The organism is Stenotrophomonas sp. 24(2023) (assembly GCF_030913365.1).
GTDB lineage: Bacteria > Pseudomonadota > Gammaproteobacteria > Xanthomonadales > Xanthomonadaceae > Stenotrophomonas.
Map to the genome: position 1 here is coordinate 3505095 of NZ_CP133160.1, position 22177 is coordinate 3527271.

The 22177-nt window shown below is 67.4% G+C and carries 24 protein-coding genes; 18 read left to right on the forward strand and 6 right to left on the reverse strand.

Annotated features, from left to right (window positions below; genetic code table 11):
- The first annotated feature begins 236 nt into the window (after window positions 1-236).
- Complete coding sequence (locus Q9R17_RS15975; protein ID WP_308155571.1) at window positions 237-863, forward strand: DUF47 family protein; 627 nt, start codon at window positions 237-239, stop codon at window positions 861-863.
- A gap of 13 nt (window positions 864-876) precedes the next feature.
- Window positions 877-1998 (forward strand): inorganic phosphate transporter, encoded by a 1122-nt coding sequence (locus tag Q9R17_RS15980; RefSeq protein WP_308155572.1) that lies wholly within the window; start codon window positions 877-879, stop codon window positions 1996-1998.
- A gap of 384 nt (window positions 1999-2382) precedes the next feature.
- On the opposite strand, the gene Q9R17_RS15985 is transcribed toward Q9R17_RS15980, so the two are convergent.
- From Q9R17_RS15985 to parE, 3 genes are all read right to left on the reverse strand, one after another.
- Window positions 2383-3879 carry a S10 family peptidase gene (locus Q9R17_RS15985; protein ID WP_308155573.1) on the reverse strand — a complete coding sequence of 499 codons (1497 nt, stop codon included), beginning with the start codon at window positions 3877-3879 and terminating at the stop codon, window positions 2383-2385.
- A 104-nt stretch (window positions 3880-3983) separates the two neighbouring features.
- Window positions 3984-4544: a GNAT family protein gene (locus Q9R17_RS15990; protein ID WP_308155574.1), complete on the reverse strand. Its 561-nt coding sequence runs from the start codon at window positions 4542-4544 to the stop codon at window positions 3984-3986.
- A gap of 155 nt (window positions 4545-4699) precedes the next feature.
- Complete coding sequence (parE, locus tag Q9R17_RS15995; protein ID WP_308155575.1) at window positions 4700-6589, reverse strand: DNA topoisomerase IV subunit B; 1890 nt, start codon at window positions 6587-6589, stop codon at window positions 4700-4702.
- A 160-nt stretch (window positions 6590-6749) separates the two neighbouring features.
- Here parE and Q9R17_RS16000 point away from each other — a divergent pair, with 160 nt between their 5' ends.
- From Q9R17_RS16000 to truD, 9 genes are all read left to right on the forward strand, one after another.
- Complete coding sequence (locus tag Q9R17_RS16000) at window positions 6750-6986, forward strand: hypothetical protein (RefSeq protein ID WP_308155576.1); 237 nt, start codon at window positions 6750-6752, stop codon at window positions 6984-6986.
- Between the two features lie 377 nt (window positions 6987-7363).
- On the forward strand, window positions 7364-9028 hold the full coding sequence (locus tag Q9R17_RS16005) for a CTP synthase (protein ID WP_308155577.1): 1665 nt from the start codon (window positions 7364-7366) through the stop codon (window positions 9026-9028).
- 89 nt (window positions 9029-9117) lie between these two features.
- Complete coding sequence (kdsA, locus tag Q9R17_RS16010; RefSeq protein WP_308155578.1) at window positions 9118-9948, forward strand: 3-deoxy-8-phosphooctulonate synthase; 831 nt, start codon at window positions 9118-9120, stop codon at window positions 9946-9948.
- Entirely contained in the window at window positions 9945-10307 is a 363-nt protein-coding gene (locus Q9R17_RS16015) for a hypothetical protein (protein WP_308155579.1), read from the forward strand. The genes kdsA and Q9R17_RS16015 overlap by 4 nt, the downstream gene beginning before the upstream one ends.
- A 112-nt stretch (window positions 10308-10419) precedes the next feature.
- Complete coding sequence (gene eno, locus Q9R17_RS16020; protein ID WP_308155580.1) at window positions 10420-11706, forward strand: phosphopyruvate hydratase; 1287 nt, start codon at window positions 10420-10422, stop codon at window positions 11704-11706.
- Between the two features lie 4 nt (window positions 11707-11710).
- Window positions 11711-12061: a cell division protein FtsB gene (gene ftsB / locus Q9R17_RS16025; RefSeq protein ID WP_308155581.1), complete on the forward strand. Its 351-nt coding sequence runs from the start codon at window positions 11711-11713 to the stop codon at window positions 12059-12061.
- A complete protein-coding gene (gene ispD, locus Q9R17_RS16030) occupies window positions 12058-12756 on the forward strand; it encodes a 2-C-methyl-D-erythritol 4-phosphate cytidylyltransferase (protein WP_308155582.1) in 699 nt (232 codons plus the stop codon). The genes ftsB and ispD overlap by 4 nt, the downstream gene beginning before the upstream one ends.
- Before the next feature lie 35 nt (window positions 12757-12791).
- Window positions 12792-13289, forward strand: coding sequence for a 2-C-methyl-D-erythritol 2,4-cyclodiphosphate synthase (ispF, locus tag Q9R17_RS16035; protein WP_308155583.1), 498 nt, complete (start codon window positions 12792-12794; stop codon window positions 13287-13289).
- Complete coding sequence (truD, locus tag Q9R17_RS16040) at window positions 13286-14317, forward strand: tRNA pseudouridine(13) synthase TruD (protein WP_308155584.1); 1032 nt, start codon at window positions 13286-13288, stop codon at window positions 14315-14317. Before ispF ends, truD begins: the two co-directional genes overlap by 4 nt.
- Window positions 14318-14531: 214 nt before the next feature.
- On the opposite strand, the gene Q9R17_RS16045 is transcribed toward truD, so the two are convergent.
- Window positions 14532-15071: a Smr/MutS family protein gene (locus Q9R17_RS16045; RefSeq protein ID WP_308155585.1), complete on the reverse strand. Its 540-nt coding sequence runs from the start codon at window positions 15069-15071 to the stop codon at window positions 14532-14534.
- Window positions 15072-15280: 209 nt separating this feature from the next.
- Between Q9R17_RS16045 and surE the strand changes: the two genes are divergently transcribed.
- Genes surE through Q9R17_RS16065 form a run of 4 tightly spaced genes read left to right on the forward strand, consistent with a single transcriptional unit; the run spans window position 15281 to window position 18153 of the window.
- A complete protein-coding gene (surE, locus tag Q9R17_RS16050; RefSeq protein WP_308155586.1) occupies window positions 15281-16060 on the forward strand; it encodes a 5'/3'-nucleotidase SurE in 780 nt (259 codons plus the stop codon).
- Window positions 16057-16734, forward strand: coding sequence for a protein-L-isoaspartate(D-aspartate) O-methyltransferase (locus Q9R17_RS16055; protein WP_308155587.1), 678 nt, complete (start codon window positions 16057-16059; stop codon window positions 16732-16734). The genes surE and Q9R17_RS16055 overlap by 4 nt, the downstream gene beginning before the upstream one ends.
- A gap of 19 nt (window positions 16735-16753) precedes the next feature.
- Window positions 16754-17368, forward strand: a complete 615-nt coding sequence (locus Q9R17_RS16060) for a YqaA family protein (RefSeq protein WP_308155588.1) — start codon at window positions 16754-16756, stop codon at window positions 17366-17368.
- A complete protein-coding gene (locus Q9R17_RS16065; RefSeq protein WP_308155589.1) occupies window positions 17347-18153 on the forward strand; it encodes a peptidoglycan DD-metalloendopeptidase family protein in 807 nt (268 codons plus the stop codon). Before Q9R17_RS16060 ends, Q9R17_RS16065 begins: the two co-directional genes overlap by 22 nt.
- Window positions 18154-18251: 98 nt before the next feature.
- Here the strand turns inward: Q9R17_RS16065 and Q9R17_RS16070 are convergent, their stop codons facing one another.
- Window positions 18252-18626, reverse strand: coding sequence for an Mth938-like domain-containing protein (locus Q9R17_RS16070; RefSeq protein WP_308155590.1), 375 nt, complete (start codon window positions 18624-18626; stop codon window positions 18252-18254).
- Between the two features lie 15 nt (window positions 18627-18641).
- Window positions 18642-18947: a ribosome assembly RNA-binding protein YhbY gene (yhbY, locus tag Q9R17_RS16075; RefSeq protein ID WP_308155591.1), complete on the reverse strand. Its 306-nt coding sequence runs from the start codon at window positions 18945-18947 to the stop codon at window positions 18642-18644.
- Window positions 18948-19011: 64 nt separating this feature from the next.
- Between yhbY and rlmE the strand changes: the two genes are divergently transcribed.
- The 3 genes from rlmE to Q9R17_RS16090 all read left to right on the forward strand — a co-directional run bounded on the left by rlmE (window position 19012) and on the right by Q9R17_RS16090 (window position 21927).
- Entirely contained in the window at window positions 19012-19644 is a 633-nt protein-coding gene (gene rlmE, locus Q9R17_RS16080; RefSeq protein WP_308155592.1) for a 23S rRNA (uridine(2552)-2'-O)-methyltransferase RlmE, read from the forward strand.
- Between the two features lie 52 nt (window positions 19645-19696).
- On the forward strand, window positions 19697-21634 hold the full coding sequence (ftsH, locus tag Q9R17_RS16085) for an ATP-dependent zinc metalloprotease FtsH (protein ID WP_308155593.1): 1938 nt from the start codon (window positions 19697-19699) through the stop codon (window positions 21632-21634).
- 104 nt (window positions 21635-21738) lie between these two features.
- Entirely contained in the window at window positions 21739-21927 is a 189-nt protein-coding gene (locus Q9R17_RS16090; RefSeq protein WP_308155594.1) for a hypothetical protein, read from the forward strand.
- The last annotated feature ends 250 nt before the right edge of the window (window positions 21928-22177 follow it).

The window sequence follows — 22177 nt, forward strand, 5'->3', positions numbered from 1 at the left end:
GGCTGGCGCTCAGGAGCAGGGTCCGGCGCGGCGCGGGGGGGTAAGGGTCGTCGTCCATAGGGTGCGCCCGGAAGGCGCGCGGGCATCTTAGCAAAGCAGGGCGGTCGCCGTGCAAGCGCCTATTCAGCTTTGTCGTCCGCAGCGCTGCGATCGCCCCGGGGATACCCGGAACGGTCATCAAGCCGTCATAATTCCCCATTGGTGCCGTCCATCCCGCGACGGCGAACAGGTTTCTCATGTTCTCACTGCAGACCATTTTTGGTTCCGGCAAACAGTTCTACACCCTGCTTGATGAGGCCGCTGTCGCGGCGTCGGACGCTGCCAAGGCGTTGCACGCCATGCTGCGCGAGGCCGACCGCCAGCCGGCGCTGGATGCGTTCAAGCTCGCCCGCCTGCGCGAACGCGCCGCCTCGGACAAGATCAGCCAGGCCCTGGTCGACAGCTTCATGACCCCCATCGAGCGCGAGGACATCGAAGCGCTGGGGTCGGCGCTGTACAAGATTCCCAAGCAGATCGAGAAGTTCGCCGATCGCTATTCGCTGGCCACCACCCACCTGGAACACATCGATTTCGCGCCGCGCGCGGCGATGCTGGAACAGGCCGCCAACGTGGTCGTGGAAATGGTCGCCGACCTGCGCCACATGAACCTGGACCGGATGACCGCGCTGAACGAGAAGCTGCGTTCGCTGGAAAACGAAGCCGACCGCCTGATGCTCGAGCTGTACCGCGACATCTATTCCGGCCGCCTGGACAACCTGCAGATGTTCCTGCTCAAGGAATTCTTCGAGATCCTGGAAAAGGCCATCGACCGCTGCCGCGAGGCCGGCGTGGTGGCGTACCAGATCGTGTTGAAGAACAGCTGACGGACCGCTACCGATGCTCACCCTCGTCCTGGTGGTGATCCTGGCCGCGCTCGTTTTCGAGTTCATCAACGGCTTCCACGACACCGCCAACTCCATCGCCACCGTGGTGGCGACCAAAGTGCTCTCGCCCGGCTGGGCGGTGATGCTCGCCGCCTTCATGAACCTGATCGGTGCGCTGACCGGCACCGCGGTGGCCCTGACGATCGCCTCCGGCCTGCTCAACACCAACGTGGTCGACGTGACCCCGCAGGTGATCCTGTGCGCGCTGCTCGGCGGCATCATCTGGAACCTGATCACCTGGTGGAAGGGCCTGCCGTCCTCCTCCTCGCATGCGCTGATCGGTGGCCTGTGCGGCGCCGGCCTGGCCGCCGCCCACAACAACTGGGATGCGCTGATCTGGTCCGAACGCCTGGGCAGCTGGGCGCAGAACAAGGGCCTGCTGTGGAAGGTGTTCGTGCCGATGATCACCTCGCCGATCGCCGGCTTCCTGCTCGGCATCGTGGTGATGGTGCTGCTGTGGGCGATGATCGCCGGCCTGGCCAAGATCGGGGGCGCCATCGGCCGCCTGGCCCGCCCGCGCATCGTCAATGCGTTCTTCGGCAAGGCGCAGATCGCCTCGGCCGCGTACATGGGCTTCGCCCATGGCCACAACGATGCGCAGAAGACCATGGGCATCATCGCCATGACCCTGATCGGCGCCGAGGCCACCGGTGCGCTGGATGACCTGCCGTCCTGGCTGGCCTTCCTGCACCCGGACGCCAGCGCCGGCGACGGCATCGCGATGTGGATCGTGCTGACCTGCGCCGTGGTGATGGCTGCCGGTACCGCGTCCGGCGGCTGGAAGATCATCAAGACCCTGGGCCACAAGATGGTCAAGCTGCACCCGATCCACGGCTTCGCCGCGGAAACCAGTTCGGCCACCATCCTGACCCTGGCCGCGCACTTCGGCATGCCGGTCTCGACCACCCACAGCATCTCCACCGCCATCATGGGCGTGGGCTTCGCCAAGAACCCGCGTTCGCTGAAGTTCGGCGTGATCGAGCGCATCGTCTGGGCCTGGATCCTGACCATCCCCGCTGCCGGCGGCTGTGCGTACCTGATCCTGAAACTGTTCGAACTGCTCGGCTGGGCCTGAGTCCCGGTTTCGCCGCAGCAACGAAAAAGCCCGCCGGATTCCGGCGGGCTTTTTTCATGGGCAAAGAATTCTCCCGTACCCATCGTGTCGACCAAGGTCGACACCTACCAGAGCAGAACCAGGGTCGGATGCCGTGCCGACCAACGGTCGGCACCCACCAGCAGCCAGCGCCCGGAAACTGTAAGTGGCGGGGTGGGGTGGGTATGCAGGACCGTTGGCGCCATGGATGGCGCCATCGAGCCCCCATGGATGGGTTTACGGCGTGTCCTGCATATCCACCCCACCTCGCCAGCCCACGGACATCCCGCTGTTGCTTTTGAGGTTGCCGGCCAGCGGCCGGCACTACCGCGGGTGCCGGGCCGCAGGCCCGGCCACCACCACTCCTCAGTTGCGCTCGAACAGCGCCTTCACGTCATTGCGGAACGCCGCCTGGCTCTCCGCACGGCTGTAGAACATATGGCCGCCCGGATAGCTGCGCACCTGCACGCGGTTCGGGTCGCTGCCCATGGCCGGCATCTGGTCCACCGTCAGGATCGACCCCATGAACGGGCACGACAGGTCGTTCCAGCCGTGGGCGATCAGCACCTGCAGGCGCGGATCGATCGCCACCGCCTGGCGCAGCTGCGTCACCGAGCCCTGGCGCAGGTCGCCATTGCGGTCCCACAGCCGGTTCACCTCGTAGTTCAGCGCCTGGTAGCGCCCATCGACCTTCCAGCCCACCACGCGGGTGACGAAGTCGACCATCGCCGTGGTGGTCGGGGCCACGATGCTGTCCAGCAGCGGGTCGTTGGCGCGCTGCTCCGGATCGTTCGGGAACGGATCGAACGCCGTCACGTTGGAGTCGTAGCGGCTGCCCAGGGTGCCCTTGTCGCGGAACACTTCACGCAGGTACGCCTGGGTTTCCAGGCGGCCGCCGGCACGGCGCACGAACTGCGGGTCCAGCCCGGTCAGCTCGCTCACCCGGCGCAGCATCGCTTCGGTGGCCTGCGGATCACTGCGGCCCTTCATCAGCGCGGTGGCGTAGTCGCCACGGGTGTACTCGACCACCTCGCGCATCGCCGCATCGGTCAGCTTGCCCTTGCGTTCCAGGTTGGCCGCAGCGATCGACGGCAGCGTCTGCATCCACGCCATCGGCGAGACGTCGGCGTTGTCTTCCAGGGTCGGGCTCAGGTACGGCGAGACCAGCACCAGCCCGTTCATCGCCACGCCCAGGCGCGTCTGCAGGTAATGGGTGATGCGCGGGCCACGGTAGCCGCCGTAGCTCTCGCCGGTCAGGTACTTGCGCGCGCCCATGCGCTGGTTGCGCAGCAGCCAGTCGTAGATGCTGCGCGAGAGGTACTCGATATCGGCGGTCGGCGTGTAGAGCGCCTTCTTTGCTTCCTCATCGGGAATGCGCGAGCGGCTGAAGCCGGTGCCGACCGGATCGATGAACACCAGATCGGTGAAGTCCAGCCAGGTGCCGGGGTTGTCGTGCAGGGTCGCCGGTGCCGATGCGCTGTCACCCTCGGCGCCGAAGGTCACGATCTTCGGGCCGATCGCCCCCATGTTGAGGTAGACCGAGGAGGCGCCGGGGCCGCCATTGAGGGCGAAGGTCACCGGACGGTTCTTGCCCGGCATCGTGTAGGCGGTGAACACCACATCGGCGATCGTCTTGCCCTGTGCATCACGCACCGGCAGGGTGCCGACCGTGGCGGTGTAGTCCAGGGTGCGGCCGGCCAGGCGGATGCTCTGCTTGACCGAGGCATCGGCGGGCAGCGCGGGGGCGTCGGTGGCATCGGCCGCCGCCTTGTCAGGGTGGGGCGTGTCGGCCGCCCAGGTCGCGGCAGGAACGGCAAGAAGCAGGCCGGCGAACAAGGCGGCCTTGCGCAGCAGGGAAGTCATGGCACCAACGGGGGTGGGGAAGGGGGCTTCGATGCTAGGCCTGCGGCCGCCGTCCCGTATGTGTCCAAAGGCATGGGCCATGCGTGTGGCCCGATCCGGTCAAGTCAGGCCGCTTCGGGGGCCAGCAGCCCGTAGATGGCCGAATCGGCCCATTCGCCGTGGCGGTGCCAGCGCTGCCGCAGCACGCCCTCGTGGTGGTAGCCCAGCCGCTCCAGCACGCGCGCCGAGGGCTGGTTGCGCGGGTCGATCTCCGCTTCGAGGCGGTGCAGGCGCAGGGTGCCGAACAGGTAGCCGTGCAGGCAGGCCAAGGCCTCGTGCATGTAGCCACGGCCCTGCACGCTGGGCGAAAGCAGGTAGCCGACTTCCGCGCGCGCCGATGCGCGGTCGATGGCCGATACCACGCACAGCCCCAGCAGCGGGCCATCCCGGGCCTCACGCACGGCCAGCTTGAGCTGGGTGCCGGTGGCGAAGGCGGCCAGGTCGTCATCGATCTGTGCACGGGCCTCGGCCGGGCGTGTCCAGGCCGGCAGGTGCCACCAGGGGCTCACGGCAGGATCGGTGTGCAGGGCGAACAGGGCCGCCGCATCGTCGCGTCGGATCGGGCTCAGGACCAGCCGTGCGCTGTGCAGCGGCAGGCCGGGGAACAGCAGGGCATTGGAGGGCAAGGCGGTGTCCGCGCAGGTCAGCGTGCATTATCGCGCCGCCGGCTTTGCCGATGGGGGGGGCCTGGGCTGCTGCATCCCGCGGCCGGTACGGTGGGGCTTCATCCGCCACCCGGGGTGGGGCCGTTGCCACGGCCCCGTTCAATCCCGTGCCGGGATCAGACTTCCAGCGACGCCAGGTCGCCCTTGGTTTCCAGCCAGCCCTTGCGGTCACTCGCCCGCTTCTTCGCCAGCAGCATGTCCATCAGCGAACGGGTCTGCTCGCTGTCATCCACGGTCAGCTGCACCAGGCGGCGGGTGTCGGGATGGATGGTCGACTCGCGCAGCTGGTTCGGGTTCATCTCGCCCAGGCCCTTGAAGCGGGTCACGTTGACCGTGCCCTTGATCTTCTCGCGCTCGATCCTGTCCAGCATCGTGCGCTTTTCCTCTTCGTCCAGGGCGTAGAACACCTGCTTGCCCACGTCGATGCGGAACAGCGGCGGCATCGCCACGAACACGTGGCCGGCATCGACCAGTGCGGGGAAGTGCTTCAGGAACAGGGCGGTCAGCAGCGTGGCGATGTGCAGGCCGTCGGAGTCCGCGTCGGCCAGGATCACCACCTTGCCGTAGCGCAGGCCGCCGATGTCATCCTTGCCCGGGTCGCAGCCGATGGCCACGGCCAGGTTGTGCACTTCCTCGGAAGCCAGCACGCTGTTGGACGAGACTTCCCAGGTGTTGAGGATCTTGCCGCGCAGCGGCAGGATCGCCTGGAAATCCTTGTCACGGGCCTGCTTGGCGCTGCCGCCTGCCGAGTCACCTTCCACCAGGAACAGCTCGGTGCGCGACAGGTCCTGGCTGATGCAGTCGGCCAGCTTGCCGGGCAGGGCGGGGCCCTGGGTGACCTTCTTGCGGACGACCAGCTTCTCGGTCTTCAGGCGTGCGCTGGCGCGCTCGATGGCGATCTGCGCGATCTTCTCGCCCAGCTCCACGTTCTGGTTCAGCAGCAGGCTGAAGGCATCATGCGCCGCGCCTTCGACAAAACCGGCGGCCTGGCGCGAGGACAGGCGTTCCTTGGTCTGGCCGCTGAACTGCGGGTCGGTCATCTTCAGCGACAGCACGAACGACACCCGGTCCCACACGTCTTCCGGGGCCAGCTTGACGCCGCGCGGCAGCAGGTTGCGGAAGTCGCAGAACTCGCGCAGCGCCTCGGTCAGGCCGGTACGCAGGCCGTTGACGTGGGTGCCGTGCTGGGCGGTGGGGATCAGGTTGACGTAGCTTTCCTGCACCAGCTCGCCTTCCGGCAGCCACGCCACGGCCCAGTCCACCACCTCGGTGTCCTTCTTCAGGTTGCCCACGAACAGGTCCGCCGGCAGCGATTCGCGCTCGCCCAGTTCCAGCTTCAGGTAATCGCGCAGGCCGTCTTCGTAGTACCAGGTATCGACTTCACCGGTCGCTTCATCGGTCAGCTTCACCGTCAGGCCCGGGCACAGCACGGCCTTGGCGCGCAGCAGGTGCTTGAGCGCGCGCACGGCGAACTTGGGCGTGTCGAAGTACTTCGGGTCCGGCCAGAAGCGCACGCGGGTACCGGTGTTCTTCTTGCCGACGGTGCCGACCACTTCCAGCGGGGTGGCGCGGTCGCCGTTGCGGAAGGTGATGCGGTGCTCGGCGCCTTCGCGCTTGATGTGCACTTCCACCAAGGTGGACAGCGCGTTGACCACGCTCACGCCCACGCCATGCAGGCCGCCGGAGAAGGTGTAGTTGTTGTTGCTGAACTTGCCGCCGGCATGCAGCCGGGTCAGGATCAGTTCCACGCCCGGGATCTTTTCCTCAGGGTGGATGTCCACCGGCATGCCGCGGCCGTCATCACTGACCTCCACGCTGCCATCCTTGTACAGGGTGATCTCGATCGAGCGGGCGTGGCCGGCCAGGGCCTCGTCCACCGAGTTGTCGATCACTTCCTGCGCCAGGTGGTTCGGGCGCGCGGTGTCGGTGTACATGCCGGGACGGCGCTTGACCGGGTCAAGGCCGGACAGGACTTCAATATCGGCGGCGTTATAGCGGGCGTTCATCTATCTTCAAAGCGCGGAGCGACGCGCAAGTGTGCGGTCTGGGCGGCGATTTTGCACGCCTGCGGTTCAGCCTCGGCCGCGGGGAGGGGGTAAAATGGGACCCGCTGGAACGTCGGACCCGGCACCCCCATATCCGAGCCGATACTGCGAGGAGGAGTCCATGAAGAAGTTGCTGACCATCGCTGCCATTGCGGCCGCTGTCGTTGCCGTTCCCCTGGTGATGGCGCAGAGCGCGCCCCAGCCGGCCCCGCAACAGGGCGAGCAGGCCGACAAGGCCCAGTCCGAGGCCGATGCCAAGGCCAAGCGCCGTGCGCAGGCGACCGCCGACATGAAGGCCAAGGGCCAGCAGGCGCCGCAGCGTGAAGAGGAAGAGGAAGAAGCGCGCAAGAAGCGCTGATCCCCGACCGTCGTTTTCCAAGCCCCGGCCAGCGGCCGGGGCTTCTTTTTTGCGTGAAAGTCGCCGCAGGCCCTTGGGTTGGCGGCCATCTATCTGTAGACTATGGCTTTCCGGGAGTAGTGCGTGTCCACCATTTGCGAATGGGCTGGCGCGGCCATGCGTGGCCTCCAGCAACGTGGGTCGCAGGTGACGGTCGAAATGGCCGGCACGGTCGCCCCGACCTCGCACGATGGTCCCTGCCTGGCGCCCGCCGCCAGCCGGTCCGGCACCTCCCTCGCTGTCCCAGCGAACCGGAAAACCCCCTTCCTGCCCACCGCCCGGCCCCCGGGACGGGGTGGTGCGGCCGTTTTCCATTTCCAGACAGGATGCTTGCAGCCATGACTCCCTTGATTTTCGTAACCGGCGGCGTGGTGTCCTCGCTCGGCAAAGGCATTGCCGCAGCGTCACTGGCCGCCATCCTCGAAGCCCGTGGCCTGAAGGTCACGATGATGAAGCTCGACCCGTACATCAACGTGGACCCGGGCACGATGAGCCCGTTCCAGCACGGTGAGGTCTATGTCACCGACGACGGTGCCGAGACCGACCTGGACCTGGGCCACTACGAGCGCTTCGTGCGCACGCGCCTGAGCCGCAAGAACTCGGTCACCACCGGCCGCATCTACGAGAACGTCATCCGCAAGGAGCGCCGCGGCGACTACCTGGGTGCCACCGTGCAGGTCATTCCGCACATCACCGATGAAATCCGCCGCTGCATCGATGAAGCCACCGAAGGCTTCGACGTGGCCCTGGTCGAGATCGGTGGCACCGTCGGCGACATCGAATCGCTGCCGTTCCTGGAAGCCATCCGCCAGGTGCGTACCGAGCGTGGCGCCGAGAAGGCGCTGTTCATGCACCTCACCCTGGTGCCGTACATCGGTGCGGCCGGTGAACTGAAGACCAAGCCGACCCAGCATTCGGTGAAGGAACTGCGCTCGATCGGCATCCAGCCGGACGTGCTGCTGTGCCGTTCCGAGCACGCCGTGCCCGATTCGGAGCGCCGCAAGATCGCCCAGTTCACCAACGTCTCCGAGCGCGCGGTCATCAGCGTGCCGGACGTGGACGTGCTGTACCGCATCCCGTTCGGCCTGCACGCGCAGGGCCTGGACGAGATCGTCATCAACCAGCTGAAGCTGGCCGACAAGGTCGGCCCGGCCGACCTGGGCGAGTGGGAAGCGGCGGTGGATGCCACCCTGCACCCGATCGATGAGGTGACCATCGCCGTGGTCGGCAAGTACGTCGATCACCAGGACGCCTACAAGTCCGTGGGCGAAGCCCTCAAGCACGGCGGCCTGCGCCAGCGCACCAAGGTCACCCTGAAGTGGCTGGAGGCGCAGGACCTGGAAGGCAGCGACATGTCGGCCCTGGCCGATGTCGACGGCATCCTGGTGCCGGGCGGCTTCGGTGACCGTGGTTTCGAGGGCAAGGTGCTGACCTCGCAGTACGCCCGCGAGCAGAAGGTGCCGTACTTCGGCATCTGCTACGGCATGCAGGCGGCCGTCGTCGATTACGCACGCCACGTGGTCGGCCTGGAAGGCGCCAACAGCACCGAGAACGACCGCCAGTCGCCGAACCCGGTGATCGGCCTGATCACCGAATGGCGCACCGCCAGCGGCGATGTCGAGAAGCGTGACGACAAGAGCGACCTGGGCGGCACCATGCGCCTGGGCCTGCAGGAACAGCGCCTGAAGCCGGGCACGCTGGCCCGCGCGCTGTACGGCAAGGACGTGGTCGCCGAGCGCCACCGCCACCGCTACGAGTTCAACAACCGCTACCGTACCCAGCTGGAAGACGCCGGCCTGGTCATTGCCGGCAAGTCGATGGACGACACCCTGGTGGAAGTGGTCGAGCTGCCGCGCGATGCGCACCCGTGGTTCCTGGCCTGCCAGGCGCACCCGGAATTCCTGTCCACCCCGCGTGACGGCCACCCGCTGTTCATCGGCTTCATCCGTGCCGCGCGCGAGCGCAAGGCCGGCGGTACGCTGCTGGCCGAAGTGCGCGCCTGACTTGCCCCGGGGGCCGCCGGCCCCCATCTTGAACGCTTCATTGCCAGTGCGCCGGCCCCGTCCGGCGCCACGGACCCAAAGGAAACGCCATGAAACTGTGTGGATTCGAGGTCGGGCTGGACCAGCCCCTGTTCCTGATCGCCGGCCCCTGCGTGATCGAGTCGATGCAGCTGCAGCTCGATACCGCCGGCACGCTGAAGGAAATCACCAGCAAGCTGGGGGTGAATTTCATCTTCAAGTCGAGTTTCGACAAGGCCAACCGCACCTCCGGCACGGCGTTCCGTGGCCCGGGCATGGAAGAGGGCCTGAAGGTGCTGGCCGAGGTCAAGAAGCAGATCGGCGTGCCGGTGCTGACCGACGTCCACGAATACACCCCGATGGACGAGGTGGCCTCGGTGGTGGATGTGCTGCAGACCCCGGCGTTCCTGGTCCGCCAGACCGACTTCATCCGCAAGGTGTGCTCGGCGGGCAAGCCGGTGAACATCAAGAAGGGCCAGTTCCTGGCGCCGTGGGACATGAAGCCGGTCGTGGAGAAGGCCAAGTCCACCGGCAACGAGCAGATCATGGTCTGCGAGCGCGGTGCCAGCTTCGGCTACAACAACCTGGTCAGCGACATGCGCTCGCTGGCGGTGATGCGTGATACCGGCTGCCCGGTGGTGTTCGACGCCACCCATTCGGTGCAGCTGCCGGGCGGGCAGGGCACCAGCTCGGGCGGCCAGCGCGAGCACGTGCCGGTGCTGGCCCGTGCCGCCGTGGCCGTGGGCATTTCCGGCCTGTTCGCCGAAACCCATCCAGACCCGTCCAAGGCGCTGTCCGATGGCCCCAATGCGTGGCCGCTGGACCAGATGGAAGCCCTGCTCGAGACCCTGATGGAGCTTGACGCGGTGACCAAGAAGCACGGCTTCTCGCGCTTCGCGTGACCCCGGGCATGCAGGCGGCGCAGGAAGCCCGGCGCCGCCGCCGGCACTGGCGCAGCTGGCCCTGGGGCTTGATCGCGCTGGTTCTCGCCGGCCTGGCTTGGTGCGCGCTGGGATACGGCGTGCTGGTCGGTGCTGCGTCCTTCCGGCCGCCGGGTGACGGCAGCCAGGGCATCGCCGACGCCCAGGCCAGGATCACGGCCGCCCTGGTGGCCCTGCTGCTGGCCAGCCTCGGCAGCAGCGTGGCGGCCATGCTGGGCTGGCAGTTGCGCCGCTGGCGCGCCAGTGCGGCGGTGTCCGCGCTGCTGCTGGGGGTGATGCTGGCCGTGGTCGCGCCCCCGCTGCTGTCACTGCTGCGCTGATGGGGATCGGGCCGGCGGCCCTCATGCCATTTGGCAAGCGGGGGGTAGCCGGAGATAATCACGCGGCACTTCACATGTCGCCCCCTTCACAAGACAGGTACCCGGTCCGACCATGAGTACGATCCGCAGCATCCACGCCCGTGAAATCCTCGACAGCCGTGGCAATCCCACGCTGGAAGCCGACGTCATCCTGGAGGACGGTTCGTTCGGTCGCGCCGCGGTTCCCTCCGGCGCCTCGACCGGCACCAAGGAGGCCGTGGAACTGCGTGACGGCGACAAGACCCGTTACCTGGGCAAGGGCGTGCGCAAGGCCGTCGACAACGTCAACACCACGATCGCCACGGCCCTGAAGGGCTTCGATGGCGCCGACCAGGAAGGGCTGGACCGCCGCCTGATCGATCTGGATGGCACCGAGAACAAGGGCCGCCTGGGCGCCAACGCGCTGCTGGGTGTTTCCATGGCCACCGCCCATGCGGTCGCCGCCTCGCGCAAGCAGGCGCTGTGGCAGTACCTGGCCAAGGGCCGTGATGTCACCCTGCCGGTGCCGATGATGAACATCATCAACGGCGGCGCGCATGCCGACAACAACGTCGATTTCCAGGAATTCATGGTGCTGCCGGTGGGCTTCACCTCGTTCTCCGAATCGCTGCGTGCCGGTACCGAGATCTTCCATTCGCTCAAGTCCGTGCTCAAGGGCCATGGCCTGAGCACCGCCGTGGGCGACGAGGGCGGCTTCGCCCCGGATTTCCGCAGCAACGTCGAAGCGCTGGACACCATCCTGGAAGCCATCGGCAAGGCCGGCTACACCGCCGGTGAAGACGTGCTGCTGGGCCTGGACGTGGCCTCCAGCGAGTTCTACGAGAACGGCAAGTACAACCTGGTCGGCGAGAACAAGCGCCTGACCTCCGAGCAGTTCGTCGATTTCCTGGCCGACTGGGCCGCGCAGTACCCGATCATCACCATCGAAGACGGCCTGGCCGAGAACGACTGGGCCGGCTGGAAGCTGCTGACCGACCGCATCGGCAAGAAGGTGCAGCTGGTGGGTGACGACCTGTTCGTCACCAATCCGCGCATCTTCAAGGAAGGCATCGAATCGGGCACCGCCAACGCGATCCTGATCAAGGTCAACCAGATCGGCACCCTGAGCGAAACCTTGGAAGCGATCGCCATGGCCGACCGTGCCGGCTATGCGGCCATCGTCTCGCACCGTTCGGGCGAAACCGAAGACACCACCATCGCCGACATCGCCGTGGCCACCACCGCCACCCAGATCAAGACCGGCTCGCTGTGCCGCAGCGATCGCGTGGCCAAGTACAACCAGCTGCTGCGCATCGAGGAAGCCCTGGGTGCCGGCGCGCGTTACGCCGGTCGTGACGCGTTCGTTTCGCTGAAGCGCTGAGCCCATGCGCGACTGGCGCTGGCTGCTGCTGGTGCTGGCCCTGCTGTTGGCATGGCTGCAGTACCGTTTCTGGTTCGGCCCGGGTAACTCGGGCGAAGTGATGATGCTCGAGGCCCAGGTCGAAAACCAGAAACGGGACAATGAAGGCCTGCAGCAGCGCAACGATGCGCTGGCTGCCGAGGTCAAGGACCTCAAGGAAGGCCAGGCGGCCATCGAAGAGCGCGCGCGCAGCGAGCTGGGCATGATCAAGCCCGGCGAGAAGTTCTACCGCGTGGTCGAGGATGCGCCGGTGCCGCCGGCGCGTCCGCCGGCACCGCTGGCCGAGGCCCCCGACCACAGCACGGACGTGCCATGAGCGCGGCGATCTGGGTCGTGGTTCCGGCGGCGGGGCGGGGCACGCGCTTCGGCGCGCCGCTGCCCAAGCAGTACCTGCAGGCGGGCGGGCAGATCCTGCTCGGCCATGCCCTGGATGCCCTGCTGGCCCACCCGGCCGTGGCCGGGGCGATGGTGGTGATCGGCGCCGATGATGCGGACTGGCCCGGCTGGCAGGAACGTGCCGGCAAGCCGGTGCTGACCTGCACCGGCGGTGCCACCCGTGCCGCCTCGGTACTGGCGGGCCTGCAGGCGCTGCCGGACAGCGTCCGCGCCGATGAATTCGTGCTGGTGCACGATGCCGCGCGGCCGAATCTGGCCCTTTCCGATCTGGGGCGCCTGCTGGAAGTCGGCCGTGCCGATCCTGTCGGCGCGATCCTGGCCGCGCCCGTGCGCGATACCCTCAAGCGCGCCGGTGATGACGGTGGCATCGACGGTACCGAGCCGCGCGAACGCCTGTGGCGCGCGCTGACCCCGCAGCTGTTCCGCCGCCATCAGCTCAGCCGCGCGCTGGCCGAAGCGGCCGCCGCTGGCGTGGAGGTCACCGACGAGGCCATGGCCATGGAACGTCAGGGCCTGCGCCCGCTGCTGGTGGAAGGCAGCGAAGACAATTTCAAGGTCACCACCCCGGCCGACCTGGACCGTTTCGAGTTCGTACTTTCCCGCCGCGCCGGCTGATCGCGCCGCGCGGCCCTGTTGCAAGGGCTGTATCCATGAGCACCATTCCTTTCCCGCCCATCCGCATCGGCCAGGGCTATGACGTCCACGCCTTCGGCGATGGCGACCACATCATGCTTGGCGGCGTGCGCGTGCCGCACACGGCCGGTGTGCTGGCGCACAGCGATGGCGATGTGATCCTGCACGCGCTGTGCGATGCCATGCTCGGCGCGCTGGCGCTGGGGGACATCGGCCAGCATTTCCCGCCCAGCGACGATCGCTGGAAAGGCGCGGACAGCAGCGACTTCGTGCGCCACTGCGATGCCCTGCTGCGCGAGCGCGGCTGGCAGGTGGGCAACACCGACATCACCGTGATCTGCGAACGGCCCAAGGTCGGCCCGCATGCGCTGGCCATGCGCGAGCGCATCGCCGGCCTGCTGCAGCTGCCGCTGGACGCGGTCAGCATAAAGGCCACCACGTCGGAGAAGCTCGGTTTCACCGGGCGCAGCGAGGGTATCGCCGCGCAGGCCGCCGTGCTGCTGGTGGCCCGATGATTCCGGTGCCGCTGGCGTTCGGCGCGCCGCTGCTGCGCGCCCGCATCCGCACCACGCCGGAAGATTTCCAGGTCGATGAGCTGCCCGCGTTCGAGGCCACCGGCGAGGGCGAGCACCTGCTGCTGGAGATCCGCAAGCGCGGCGCCAACACCGTGCATGTGGCCAAGCTGCTGGCGCAGTGGGCCGGGCTGCCGGAGATGGCGGTCAGCTATGCCGGCATGAAGGACCGCCATGCGGTGACCACCCAGCGCTTCAGCGTGCACCTGCCCAAGCGCGTGGCGCCGGACCTGGCCGCGTTGGCCAGCGACGAAGTGGAGGTGGTCACCTCCACCTGGCACAACCGCAAGCTGCAGCGCGGTGCCCTGGCCGGCAACCGCTTCAAGCTGGTGCTGCGCGATGTGCAGGGCGATGCCGCTGCCATCAGCGGGCGCCTGCAGCAGATCGCCACCCGTGGCCTGCCGAACTGGTTCGGCGAGCAGCGCTTCGGCCGGGACGGTGGCAACGTGCCGGCCGCGCTGGCGATGTTCGGTGGCCGTCGCATGCGCAAGGACCAGCGTTCGCTGCTGCTGTCGGCGGCGCGCTCTGCCTTGTTCAACCGTGTGCTGGCCGCACGGGTGGCGCAGGGCAGCTGGGACCAGCCGCTGGACGGTGAGGTGTGGATGCTCGATGGCAGCCGCAGCGTGTTCGGCCCGGAAGCCTACAGCGATGCACTGGCCGAACGGCTGGCGCGGTTCGACATCCACCCCAGTGGTCCGTTGTGGGGTGCCGGCGAACTGCGCAGCGGCGATGCCGCGCGTGCGCTGGAGCTGGCCGCGCTGGAGGATGCCGAATCGCAGGCCCTGCGCGCCGGCCTGGAGGCTGCGGAGCTGAAACAGGAGCGCCGTGCGCTGCGCCTGCGTCCGGCCCTGCTGCAGCACCAGTGGCTGGCCGACGACGTGCTGGAGCTGTCCTTCGCACTGCCGCCGGGCTGCTATGCCACGGCGGTACTGCACGAGCTGGGCCCGGTGGACGACGCCTCGCAGGGGTGATTCCCGCGGAAAGCATCCACGCATGGCGTGGATCTACGGTGATGGGGTATCCACGCATGGCGTGGATCTACGGTGATGGGGTATCCACGCATGGCGTGGATCTACGGTGATGCGGCATCCACGCATGGTGTGGACCTGCGGCGACCCTGGCATCCGTGCGGGGAATGGGTAGAGCCACGCCATGCGTGGCTGCTGTCCGCTTCCGACACCGTACTCAGCGCCGTGCCAGCAGCACCAGCACCGCGCCGGTGCCCCCCTGGCCGGTTGGCGCCGAATGGAAGGCCAGCACGTCGTTGCGCAGCCGTAGCAACCGGTCCACCAGGTTCTTCAGTACCGGTGCGCCCCCATCGGACTGCAGGCCCTTGCCGTGGATGATGCGCACGCAACCGTATTCATGGGCATGTGCCTCGAGCAGGAACTGGCGCAGCAGCCCTTCGGCCTGCGCGGCCGTCGCGCCATGCAGGTCCAGTTCGTCCTGCACCGAGTACTGGCCACGCTTGAGGCGCTGGAACATGCGCGGCGGCAGGTTGTCGCGGCGGTAGCTGGCGGTGTCACCGGCCTCCAGCGGGCTGCTGTCGCGCAGCAGCCGCGCGAACTCACCGGCCGCTTCGGCCTCGTCGCGTTCGGCCATGCGGGCGCGTGGCTTCGGCCGCGGTGTGCTGGGGGCGGGTTCGGCCTCCTTGCGCAGCGGCTTCACTTCGCCGATGGCTGCACGGAACAGGGCGGCGGGATCTTCGTCTTCCGGATGCGACATGCGTACAGGGTAAACCGTGACGTACATGGTGCATATGGCCGATGGATGCCGGGTGTGACCGCTGGCAGGGTAGGACCGGCGGCTCGCATGCGGCACAATACCTGACGCACTTGCGCGGCTGCCGCTGTCCTGACGAGGGACCGGCCAGCCCGCCAACGCTGGAAGGGTACGGGGTCGAATTCTTGGAAAATCAAGCGGTTAAATCGCCGATGCGCATTCTGGTCAGCAATGATGATGGGGTGGACGCGCCGGGCATCCGGATGCTGGCCGAGGTGCTGCGCCAGGCCGGCCACGAAGTCACGCTGGTCGCGCCGGACCGCGATCGTTCCGGTGCCAGCAATTCGCTGACGCTGGACCTGCCCATCCGCCTCAAGCGTATCGACCATTACACCGTGTCGGTGGCTGGCACGCCGACCGACTGCGTGCACCTGGCGCTGACCGGCCTGCTCGAATTCGAACCTGACATTGTCGTGTCCGGCATCAACAACGTCGCCAACCTTGGCGATGACGTCATCTACTCCGGCACCGTATCGGCGGCGATGGAAGGCCGTTTTCTCGGCCTGCCGGCGGTGGCGATGTCGCTGGTCAGCCGCAACCACGCGCCGAAGCATTTCGAGACCGCCGCGCGCGCCGCGGTGGAGATCGTCACCCGCCTGAAAGCCGACCCGCTGCCGGCCGACACCATCCTCAACGTCAACGTGCCCGACCTGCCGTGGGATGAGGTCAAGGGCTTTGAAGTGACGCGGCTGGGCAACCGGCATCGCGCCGAAGGCTGCATCGCGCAGAAGGACCCGCGCGGCAACGAGGTCTACTGGATCGGCCCGGCCGGCCGTGAACAGGATTCCGGCCCCGGCACCGATTTCCACGCGGTACGTACCGGGCATGTGTCGATCACCCCGATCCAGGTCGATCTGACCCGCTACCAGGCGCTGGAAAAGGTCGCCAGCTGGGTCGGTGGCCTGAGTGCTTCGCTGGGCCGGCCGGCATGAGTCCGCGCCTGCGCCTGCAGCCTGAAGCGGTCGGGATCGGCATGACGTCCCAGCGCGTGCGTGACCGCCTGGTCGACCGCCTGCGCGAATCGGGCATCGCCGATGAAGCCACCCTCAATGCGATCCGCGTGGTACCCCGGCACCTGTTCATCGATGAGGCCCTGGCCTCGCGTGCCTACGAAGACACCGCGCTGCCGATCGGCCATGGCCAGACCATTTCCCAGCCCTGGGTGGTGGCACGCATGACCGAGGCCGTGCTGCAGGGGGCACCGAAGAAGGTGCTGGAAGTGGGCACCGGTTCGGGCTACCAGGCCGCGGTGCTGGGCGCGCTGGGCCTGGAGGTCTATACCGTCGAGCGCATCGGCGACCTGCTGCGGCAGGCGCGCAAGCGGTTCCGTGCGCTGGGCATGAACATCCGCACCAAGCATGACGATGGTCGTGTCGGCTGGGCCGAGCATGGCCCCTTCGACGCCATCGTGGTCACCGCTGCCGCACCGGCGCTGGTGGAGGCGCTGGTGGAACAGCTGGCCGAGGGCGGCCGCCTGGTGGCGCCGGTCGGCGGGCCAGGGGGGCAGTCGCTGGTGCAGCTGGACCGCATGGCCGATGGCCGTATCGAACAACGCGTGCTGGCGCCGGTCACCTTCGTGCCGCTGCTGTCTGGCATGCTGGACTGATTCCAAGGAGCCGGGCTGCATGAAGATTTTCGGGCCGCTGTACGAGCGGGCGTTGAAGTGGGCCAGCCATGAGCGGGCACCGACCTACCTGACGGTGCTGAGCTTCATCGAAGCGATCATCTTCCCGGTCATGCCGGAAGTGATGCTGGCCCCGATGTGCGTGGCCCAACCCAAGCGCGGCTGGTGGTTCGCCACCCTCAGCCTGGCCGGTTCGATGGTCGGCGCGCTGGTGGGCTATGCCCTGGGCCATTTCGCCTACGAGGCCATCAAGCCCCTGCTGGACATGATGGGCATGCTGCCGGCCATCGAGCAGGGCATCGCCACCGTGCAGGCCAAGATGGCCGAATCGCCGTGGGCGGTGTTCACGTTCCTGGTGCTCGGCGGCTTCATGCCCATCCCGATGAAGGTCTTCACGTGGGCATCGGGTATCGTCGGCGTACCGCTGCCGCAGTATGTGCTGAGCATGCTGATCGGGCGCGGCAAGCGCGTGTACGTGCTGGCTGCCGTGATCCGCATCGGTGGCCCGCGCGCCGAAGCGGCGCTGCGCCGCTGGATTGAACCGCTGGGCTGGATCGCCACCGCGCTGGTGGTGGCCCTGGTCGCCTGGCTTGTATGGAGGTCGAAGTTCGCATGAGTGCAGTCCGTCTGAGCAAGGGAGTGCGTCTGTCCGCGCTGGCGTTGCTGGTGTCCACCCTGGCCGCGTGCGGGACCGCCACCGTGGTGCGCCCGGCGGGCGGCGGCGGTGGTGGCAGCATCGGTGCCGTGTCCACGACGCCCAAGACGTCGGTGCCCAAGCCGGGGCAGAGCGTCACCGTGCGCAAGGGCGACACCATCTATGCCCTGGCCCGCATCCATGACATCACCCCGGCCGACCTGATCGCCTGGAACCATCTGGACAATCCCTCGACCATCCATCCGGGGCAGGTGATCCGCCTGTATCCGCAGGGGGCCGGTGGCGACCGTGCGCCGACCACCGTGGTCACCGCACCGCGCCCGGGTACGGCCGGGGGCAGTACGCCGGTGGCCCCGGCGGCGCCCGTACGCAGCAACATCAGCTGGCGCTGGCCGGCCGAAGGGCAGCTGGTCGGCCGTTTCGTGGCCGGTGAAACCACCAAGCAGGGCGTGGACATCGCCGGTACCAGCGGTGAAGCCGTGCGCGCGGCGGCCAACGGCGTGGTGGTGTATTCCGGTGCCGGCCTGGTGGGGTATGGCGAGCTGATCATCATCAAGCACAACGACCAGTGGCTGTCGGCCTATGGCCACAACCGCAAGCGCCTGGTCAACGAGGGCCAGAACGTCAAGGCGGGCGACCAGATCGCCGAGATGGGCCGCACCGGCGCCAATCGCGACATGCTGCACTTCGAGATCCGCTACAACGGCAAGCCGGTCGACCCGATGCAGTACCTGCCGGCGAAGTAAGCCGCAACGGTAGCGCCGGGCCATGCCCGGCTACCGATGGTGGTAGATCCACGCCCTGCGTGGATGGTATGGCCGCCCCGGGCCATGCCCGGCGGGCCTCAACCTTCCAGGATGAACGCCGCAGCGACCCGGCGGCCTTCGGCGGCCAGGATGTTGAACGTGCGCGCGGCGGCCGGATTGTTCATCACTTCCAGGCCGATGCCGCGCGACAGGCAGGCCGCCATCAACTGCGCCGGCGGGAACACCTGGCGCTCGCCGGTGCCCAGCACGATCAGCGCCGGGTTCAGGGCCAGCACGGCTTCCAGGTGGTCCATCTGCAGCCCCGCCGCGGCCGTTACCGGCCAATGCTCGACCAGGGTGTCGGGGGTCACGATGAAGCTGTGGCCCAGCACCTTGTCGTTTACGGTCGCCGCGCGGCCGCTGGCGGCGCGCAGGCTGTAGGCATAGTCGGGCAGTTCGTGATGCAGTTGCATGCGGGGCGGGCGCGGTCAGCCGCGCGGCAGGACGATCTGGCGCTGTTCCCGGCTCGGGCGGTACAGCACGGCGACGTGGCCGATGCGCTGCACCAGCGCGCAACCGGTGGATTCCACCAGTTGGGCAACCATCGCCTCGCGGGCTTCGCGATCTTCGGCCGCCACCTTCACCTTGACCAGTTCGTGGCGTTCCAGCACCTCTTCCAGCTCGGCGATGAAGGCCGGGGTGATGCCCTTGCCGCCGGTCTGCAGCAGCGCTTTGAGGTCGTGGGCTTGGCCGCGCAGGAATCGGGTCTGGGAAGCGGTCAGGGCAATGGACATGCAGGAAAGGCGGTTGAATGGGGCGATCAGGGTATCATGACGACCCCATCAGCCCCTATTTCCAATGGCTACCCGCAGCAAAAGCAGCCAGCGCTGGCTCAAGGAACACTTTTCCGACCCCTTCGTGAAGAAGGCGCAGGCCGAAGGCATGCGCTCGCGCGCGGCCTACAAGCTGGAAGAACTGCTCGAACGTGACCGGCTGCTGAAGCCGAACATGGTCGTGGTCGACCTTGGCGCGGCCCCGGGCGGCTGGTCTCAGCAGGTCCGGAGACAGCTGGGCGACACCGGCCGGGTGTTCGCGCTGGACATCCTGGAGATGCCGCCGCTGGCCGGCGTGGAGTTCCTTCACGGTGACTTCAGGGAGCAAGCCGTCCTATCTCAGTTCGAAGCCATGCTGGGGGGCCAGCCGGTGGACCTTGTGCTCTCGGATATGGCCCCCAATAAGAGTGGTATGGACGCGGTCGACCAGCCGCGGATGATGTACCTGGCCGAGCTGGCCCTGGATTTCGCCGACAACCACCTCAAGACCGGTGGGGCGTTCCTGATCAAGCTCTTCCAGGGCGTGGGGTTTGACGACTACGTGCGCGAAATGCGCCGGCGGTACGACAAGGTCACCATCCGCAAGCCGGAAGCCTCGCGCAAGCGATCGCCCGAGGTGTACGCCTTGGGTCAGGGCAAACGCGCCCACATGAAGTAAGCTCGACCCCAACGCAACGCCAGGACCAAGAGGAACACCGGAGCCAATGAGGATGAACGACTTGACCAAGAACCTCCTGCTATGGGTGGTCGTCGCCGTCGTGCTGATGGTGGTATTCCAGAGCTTCTCGCCCAAGTCCTCCGGGGCGGGTGCGCAGGGGATGTCGTATTCGCAGTTCCTGGACCAGGTGGACAGCGGCAACGTGCAGAAGGTCGCCTTTGGCGGCGACATGCGCGGCGGCACCAACCAGATCACGTACACGACCCGCGGCGGCCAGACCTCGACCATCACCGCACCGTTCGACCGTGACCTGATCAACGTACTGCGCACCAAGAACGTGGACATCGTCCAGGACGAGCCTTCCAGCGGGATCTCGCTGGGCGCGATCCTGATGAACTTCCTGCCGGTCATCCTGATCATCGGCTTCTGGCTGTTCATCATGCGGCAGATGCAGGGCGGTGGCGGCGGGGCCAAGGGCGCGATGTCCTTCGGCAAGTCGCGCGCCAAGCTGCAGGGCGAAGACCAGATCAAGGTCACCTTCGCCGACGTCGCCGGCTGCGACGAGGCCAAGGAAGAAGTCGGCGAACTGGTCGACTTCCTGCGCGACCCGTCCAAGTTCACCAAGCTGGGCGGCAAGATTCCGCGCGGCGTGCTGATGGTCGGCCCGCCGGGTACCGGCAAGACGCTGCTGGCCAAGGCCATCGCCGGTGAAGCCAAGGTCCCGTTCTTCTCGATCTCCGGTTCGGATTTCGTGGAAATGTTCGTCGGCGTCGGCGCCAGCCGCGTGCGCGACATGTTCGAGCAGGCCAAGAAGCACGCACCGTGCATCATCTTCATCGATGAAATCGACGCCGTCGGCCGCCATCGTGGTGCCGGCCTCGGCGGCGGTCACGACGAGCGCGAGCAGACCCTGAACCAGCTGCTGGTGGAAATGGACGGCTTCGAGGGGGGCGAGGGCGTGATCGTCATCGCCGCCACCAACCGTCCGGACGTGCTGGACCCGGCGCTGCTGCGCCCGGGCCGCTTCGACCGCCAGGTGGTGGTCGGCCTGCCGGACGTGAAGGGCCGCGAGCACATCCTGAAGGTGCACATGCGCAAGCTGCCGCTGGCCGACGACGTCGAGCCGATGGTGATCGCGCGCGGTACCCCGGGCTTCTCCGGCGCTGACCTGGCCAACCTCTGCAACGAGGCGGCCCTGTTCGCCGCACGTGGCAACGAGAAGGACGTCCGCATGGACCACTTCGACCGTGCCCGCGACAAGATCCTGATGGGTGCCGAGCGCCGTTCGATGGCCATGAGCGAGGAGGAGAAGACCCTCACCGCCTACCACGAAGCCGGCCACGCCATCGTCGGCCGCCTGGTGCCCGAGCACGACCCGGTCTACAAGGTGACCATCATCCCGCGCGGCCGTGCGCTGGGCGTGACCATGTACCTGCCGGAAGGCGACAAGTACTCGATGAACCGCGTGGCGATCCAGTCGCAGCTGTGCTCGCTGTACGGTGGCCGCGTGGCCGAAGAGCTGATCTTCGGCGCCGACAAGGTCACCACCGGTGCGTCCAACGACATCGAGCGGGCGACCAAGATGGCGCGCAACATGGTCACCAAGTGGGGCCTGTCCGAGCAGCTCGGCCCGATCGCCTATGGCGAAGAGGACGATGAAGTGTTCCTGGGCCGCTCGGTCACCCAGCACAAGAGCGTGTCCAACGACACCGCCCGCCGCATCGACGAGGAAGTGCGCAACATCCTGGACAAGGCCTACTCGCGTACCACCGAGCTGCTGACGGCCAACCTGGACAAGCTGCACACCATGTCGCAGCTGCTGCTGCAGTACGAAACCATCGATGCGCCGCAGATCGACGCCATCATGGAAGGCCGTGAGCCGCCGCCGCCGGCGGGCTGGAACAAGTCCAGCAAGGACGGTGGCAGCAACGACAAGGGCGGTGACGCCCGTCCGGTGCCGCCGATTGCCGGCCCGGCCGAGTCGCACTGACGGCCTGCGCTACGCAAGACCAGACGAGGCCGGGGCAACCCGGCCTCGTCGTTTCCGGACGCTGCATCGCGTCCTTGATGCCCTGACCTGACGCTGGAGCCTGCATGTCCGCCCCGAAGCCCGAACCGATTTCCCACACCGCTGAAATGGTCATCGCCACGGTGGTGGGCGTGGGCGTAGGCCTGGGGGCCGACAACCTGCTGCTGGGCTGCGCGATCGGCATTGGCGTGGGCATCGTGCTGAGCATTGCCAAGACCCTGTACGTGGACCGCAAGCGCCGCCGGCAGCGCTGAGGGTTTTCGGCAGGGCTGCGCCCTGCACCTGCCGAGGCCTTCAAGGCAGAGCAACAGCAACGGCAGCATTCCGTGGTTTGGCGGGGCGGTGTCGGAGTGCGGGGACGCCGCAAGTACGTCCTTGTAGGCTTGGCAGCCGCATCCATGCGGCTGATACCCCGCACTCCGACACCGCCCCACCTCTGACAGATCTCCGCGATCGGGTAGATCCACGCCATGCGTGGATGCTTTTCGGTGAATCATCGAAATA

What these genes read in the sequence shown, in the direction of transcription:
- Q9R17_RS15975 (WP_308155571.1), top strand. Translation starts at nt 237, where the DNA reads ATGTTCTCACTGCAGACCATTTTTGGTTCCGGCAAACAGTTCTACACC.
- Q9R17_RS15980 (WP_308155572.1), top strand. Translation starts at nt 877, where the DNA reads ATGCTCACCCTCGTCCTGGTGGTGATCCTGGCCGCGCTCGTTTTCGAG.
- Q9R17_RS15985 (WP_308155573.1), bottom strand. Translation starts at nt 3,879, where the DNA reads ATGACTTCCCTGCTGCGCAAGGCCGCCTTGTTCGCCGGCCTGCTTCTT.
- parE (WP_308155575.1), bottom strand. Translation starts at nt 6,589, where the DNA reads ATGAACGCCCGCTATAACGCCGCCGATATTGAAGTCCTGTCCGGCCTT.
- Q9R17_RS16000 (WP_308155576.1), top strand. Translation starts at nt 6,750, where the DNA reads ATGAAGAAGTTGCTGACCATCGCTGCCATTGCGGCCGCTGTCGTTGCC.
- Q9R17_RS16005 (WP_308155577.1), top strand. Translation starts at nt 7,364, where the DNA reads ATGACTCCCTTGATTTTCGTAACCGGCGGCGTGGTGTCCTCGCTCGGC.
- kdsA (WP_308155578.1), top strand. Translation starts at nt 9,118, where the DNA reads ATGAAACTGTGTGGATTCGAGGTCGGGCTGGACCAGCCCCTGTTCCTG.
- eno (WP_308155580.1), top strand. Translation starts at nt 10,420, where the DNA reads ATGAGTACGATCCGCAGCATCCACGCCCGTGAAATCCTCGACAGCCGT.
- ftsB (WP_308155581.1), top strand. Translation starts at nt 11,711, where the DNA reads ATGCGCGACTGGCGCTGGCTGCTGCTGGTGCTGGCCCTGCTGTTGGCA.
- ispD (WP_308155582.1), top strand. Translation starts at nt 12,058, where the DNA reads ATGAGCGCGGCGATCTGGGTCGTGGTTCCGGCGGCGGGGCGGGGCACG.
- ispF (WP_308155583.1), top strand. Translation starts at nt 12,792, where the DNA reads ATGAGCACCATTCCTTTCCCGCCCATCCGCATCGGCCAGGGCTATGAC.
- truD (WP_308155584.1), top strand. Translation starts at nt 13,286, where the DNA reads ATGATTCCGGTGCCGCTGGCGTTCGGCGCGCCGCTGCTGCGCGCCCGC.
- Q9R17_RS16045 (WP_308155585.1), bottom strand. Translation starts at nt 15,071, where the DNA reads ATGTCGCATCCGGAAGACGAAGATCCCGCCGCCCTGTTCCGTGCAGCC.
- surE (WP_308155586.1), top strand. Translation starts at nt 15,281, where the DNA reads ATGCGCATTCTGGTCAGCAATGATGATGGGGTGGACGCGCCGGGCATC.
- Q9R17_RS16055 (WP_308155587.1), top strand. Translation starts at nt 16,057, where the DNA reads ATGAGTCCGCGCCTGCGCCTGCAGCCTGAAGCGGTCGGGATCGGCATG.
- Q9R17_RS16060 (WP_308155588.1), top strand. Translation starts at nt 16,754, where the DNA reads ATGAAGATTTTCGGGCCGCTGTACGAGCGGGCGTTGAAGTGGGCCAGC.
- Q9R17_RS16065 (WP_308155589.1), top strand. Translation starts at nt 17,347, where the DNA reads ATGGAGGTCGAAGTTCGCATGAGTGCAGTCCGTCTGAGCAAGGGAGTG.
- Q9R17_RS16070 (WP_308155590.1), bottom strand. Translation starts at nt 18,626, where the DNA reads ATGCAACTGCATCACGAACTGCCCGACTATGCCTACAGCCTGCGCGCC.
- yhbY (WP_308155591.1), bottom strand. Translation starts at nt 18,947, where the DNA reads ATGTCCATTGCCCTGACCGCTTCCCAGACCCGATTCCTGCGCGGCCAA.
- rlmE (WP_308155592.1), top strand. Translation starts at nt 19,012, where the DNA reads ATGGCTACCCGCAGCAAAAGCAGCCAGCGCTGGCTCAAGGAACACTTT.
- ftsH (WP_308155593.1), top strand. Translation starts at nt 19,697, where the DNA reads ATGAACGACTTGACCAAGAACCTCCTGCTATGGGTGGTCGTCGCCGTC.
- Q9R17_RS16090 (WP_308155594.1), top strand. Translation starts at nt 21,739, where the DNA reads ATGTCCGCCCCGAAGCCCGAACCGATTTCCCACACCGCTGAAATGGTC.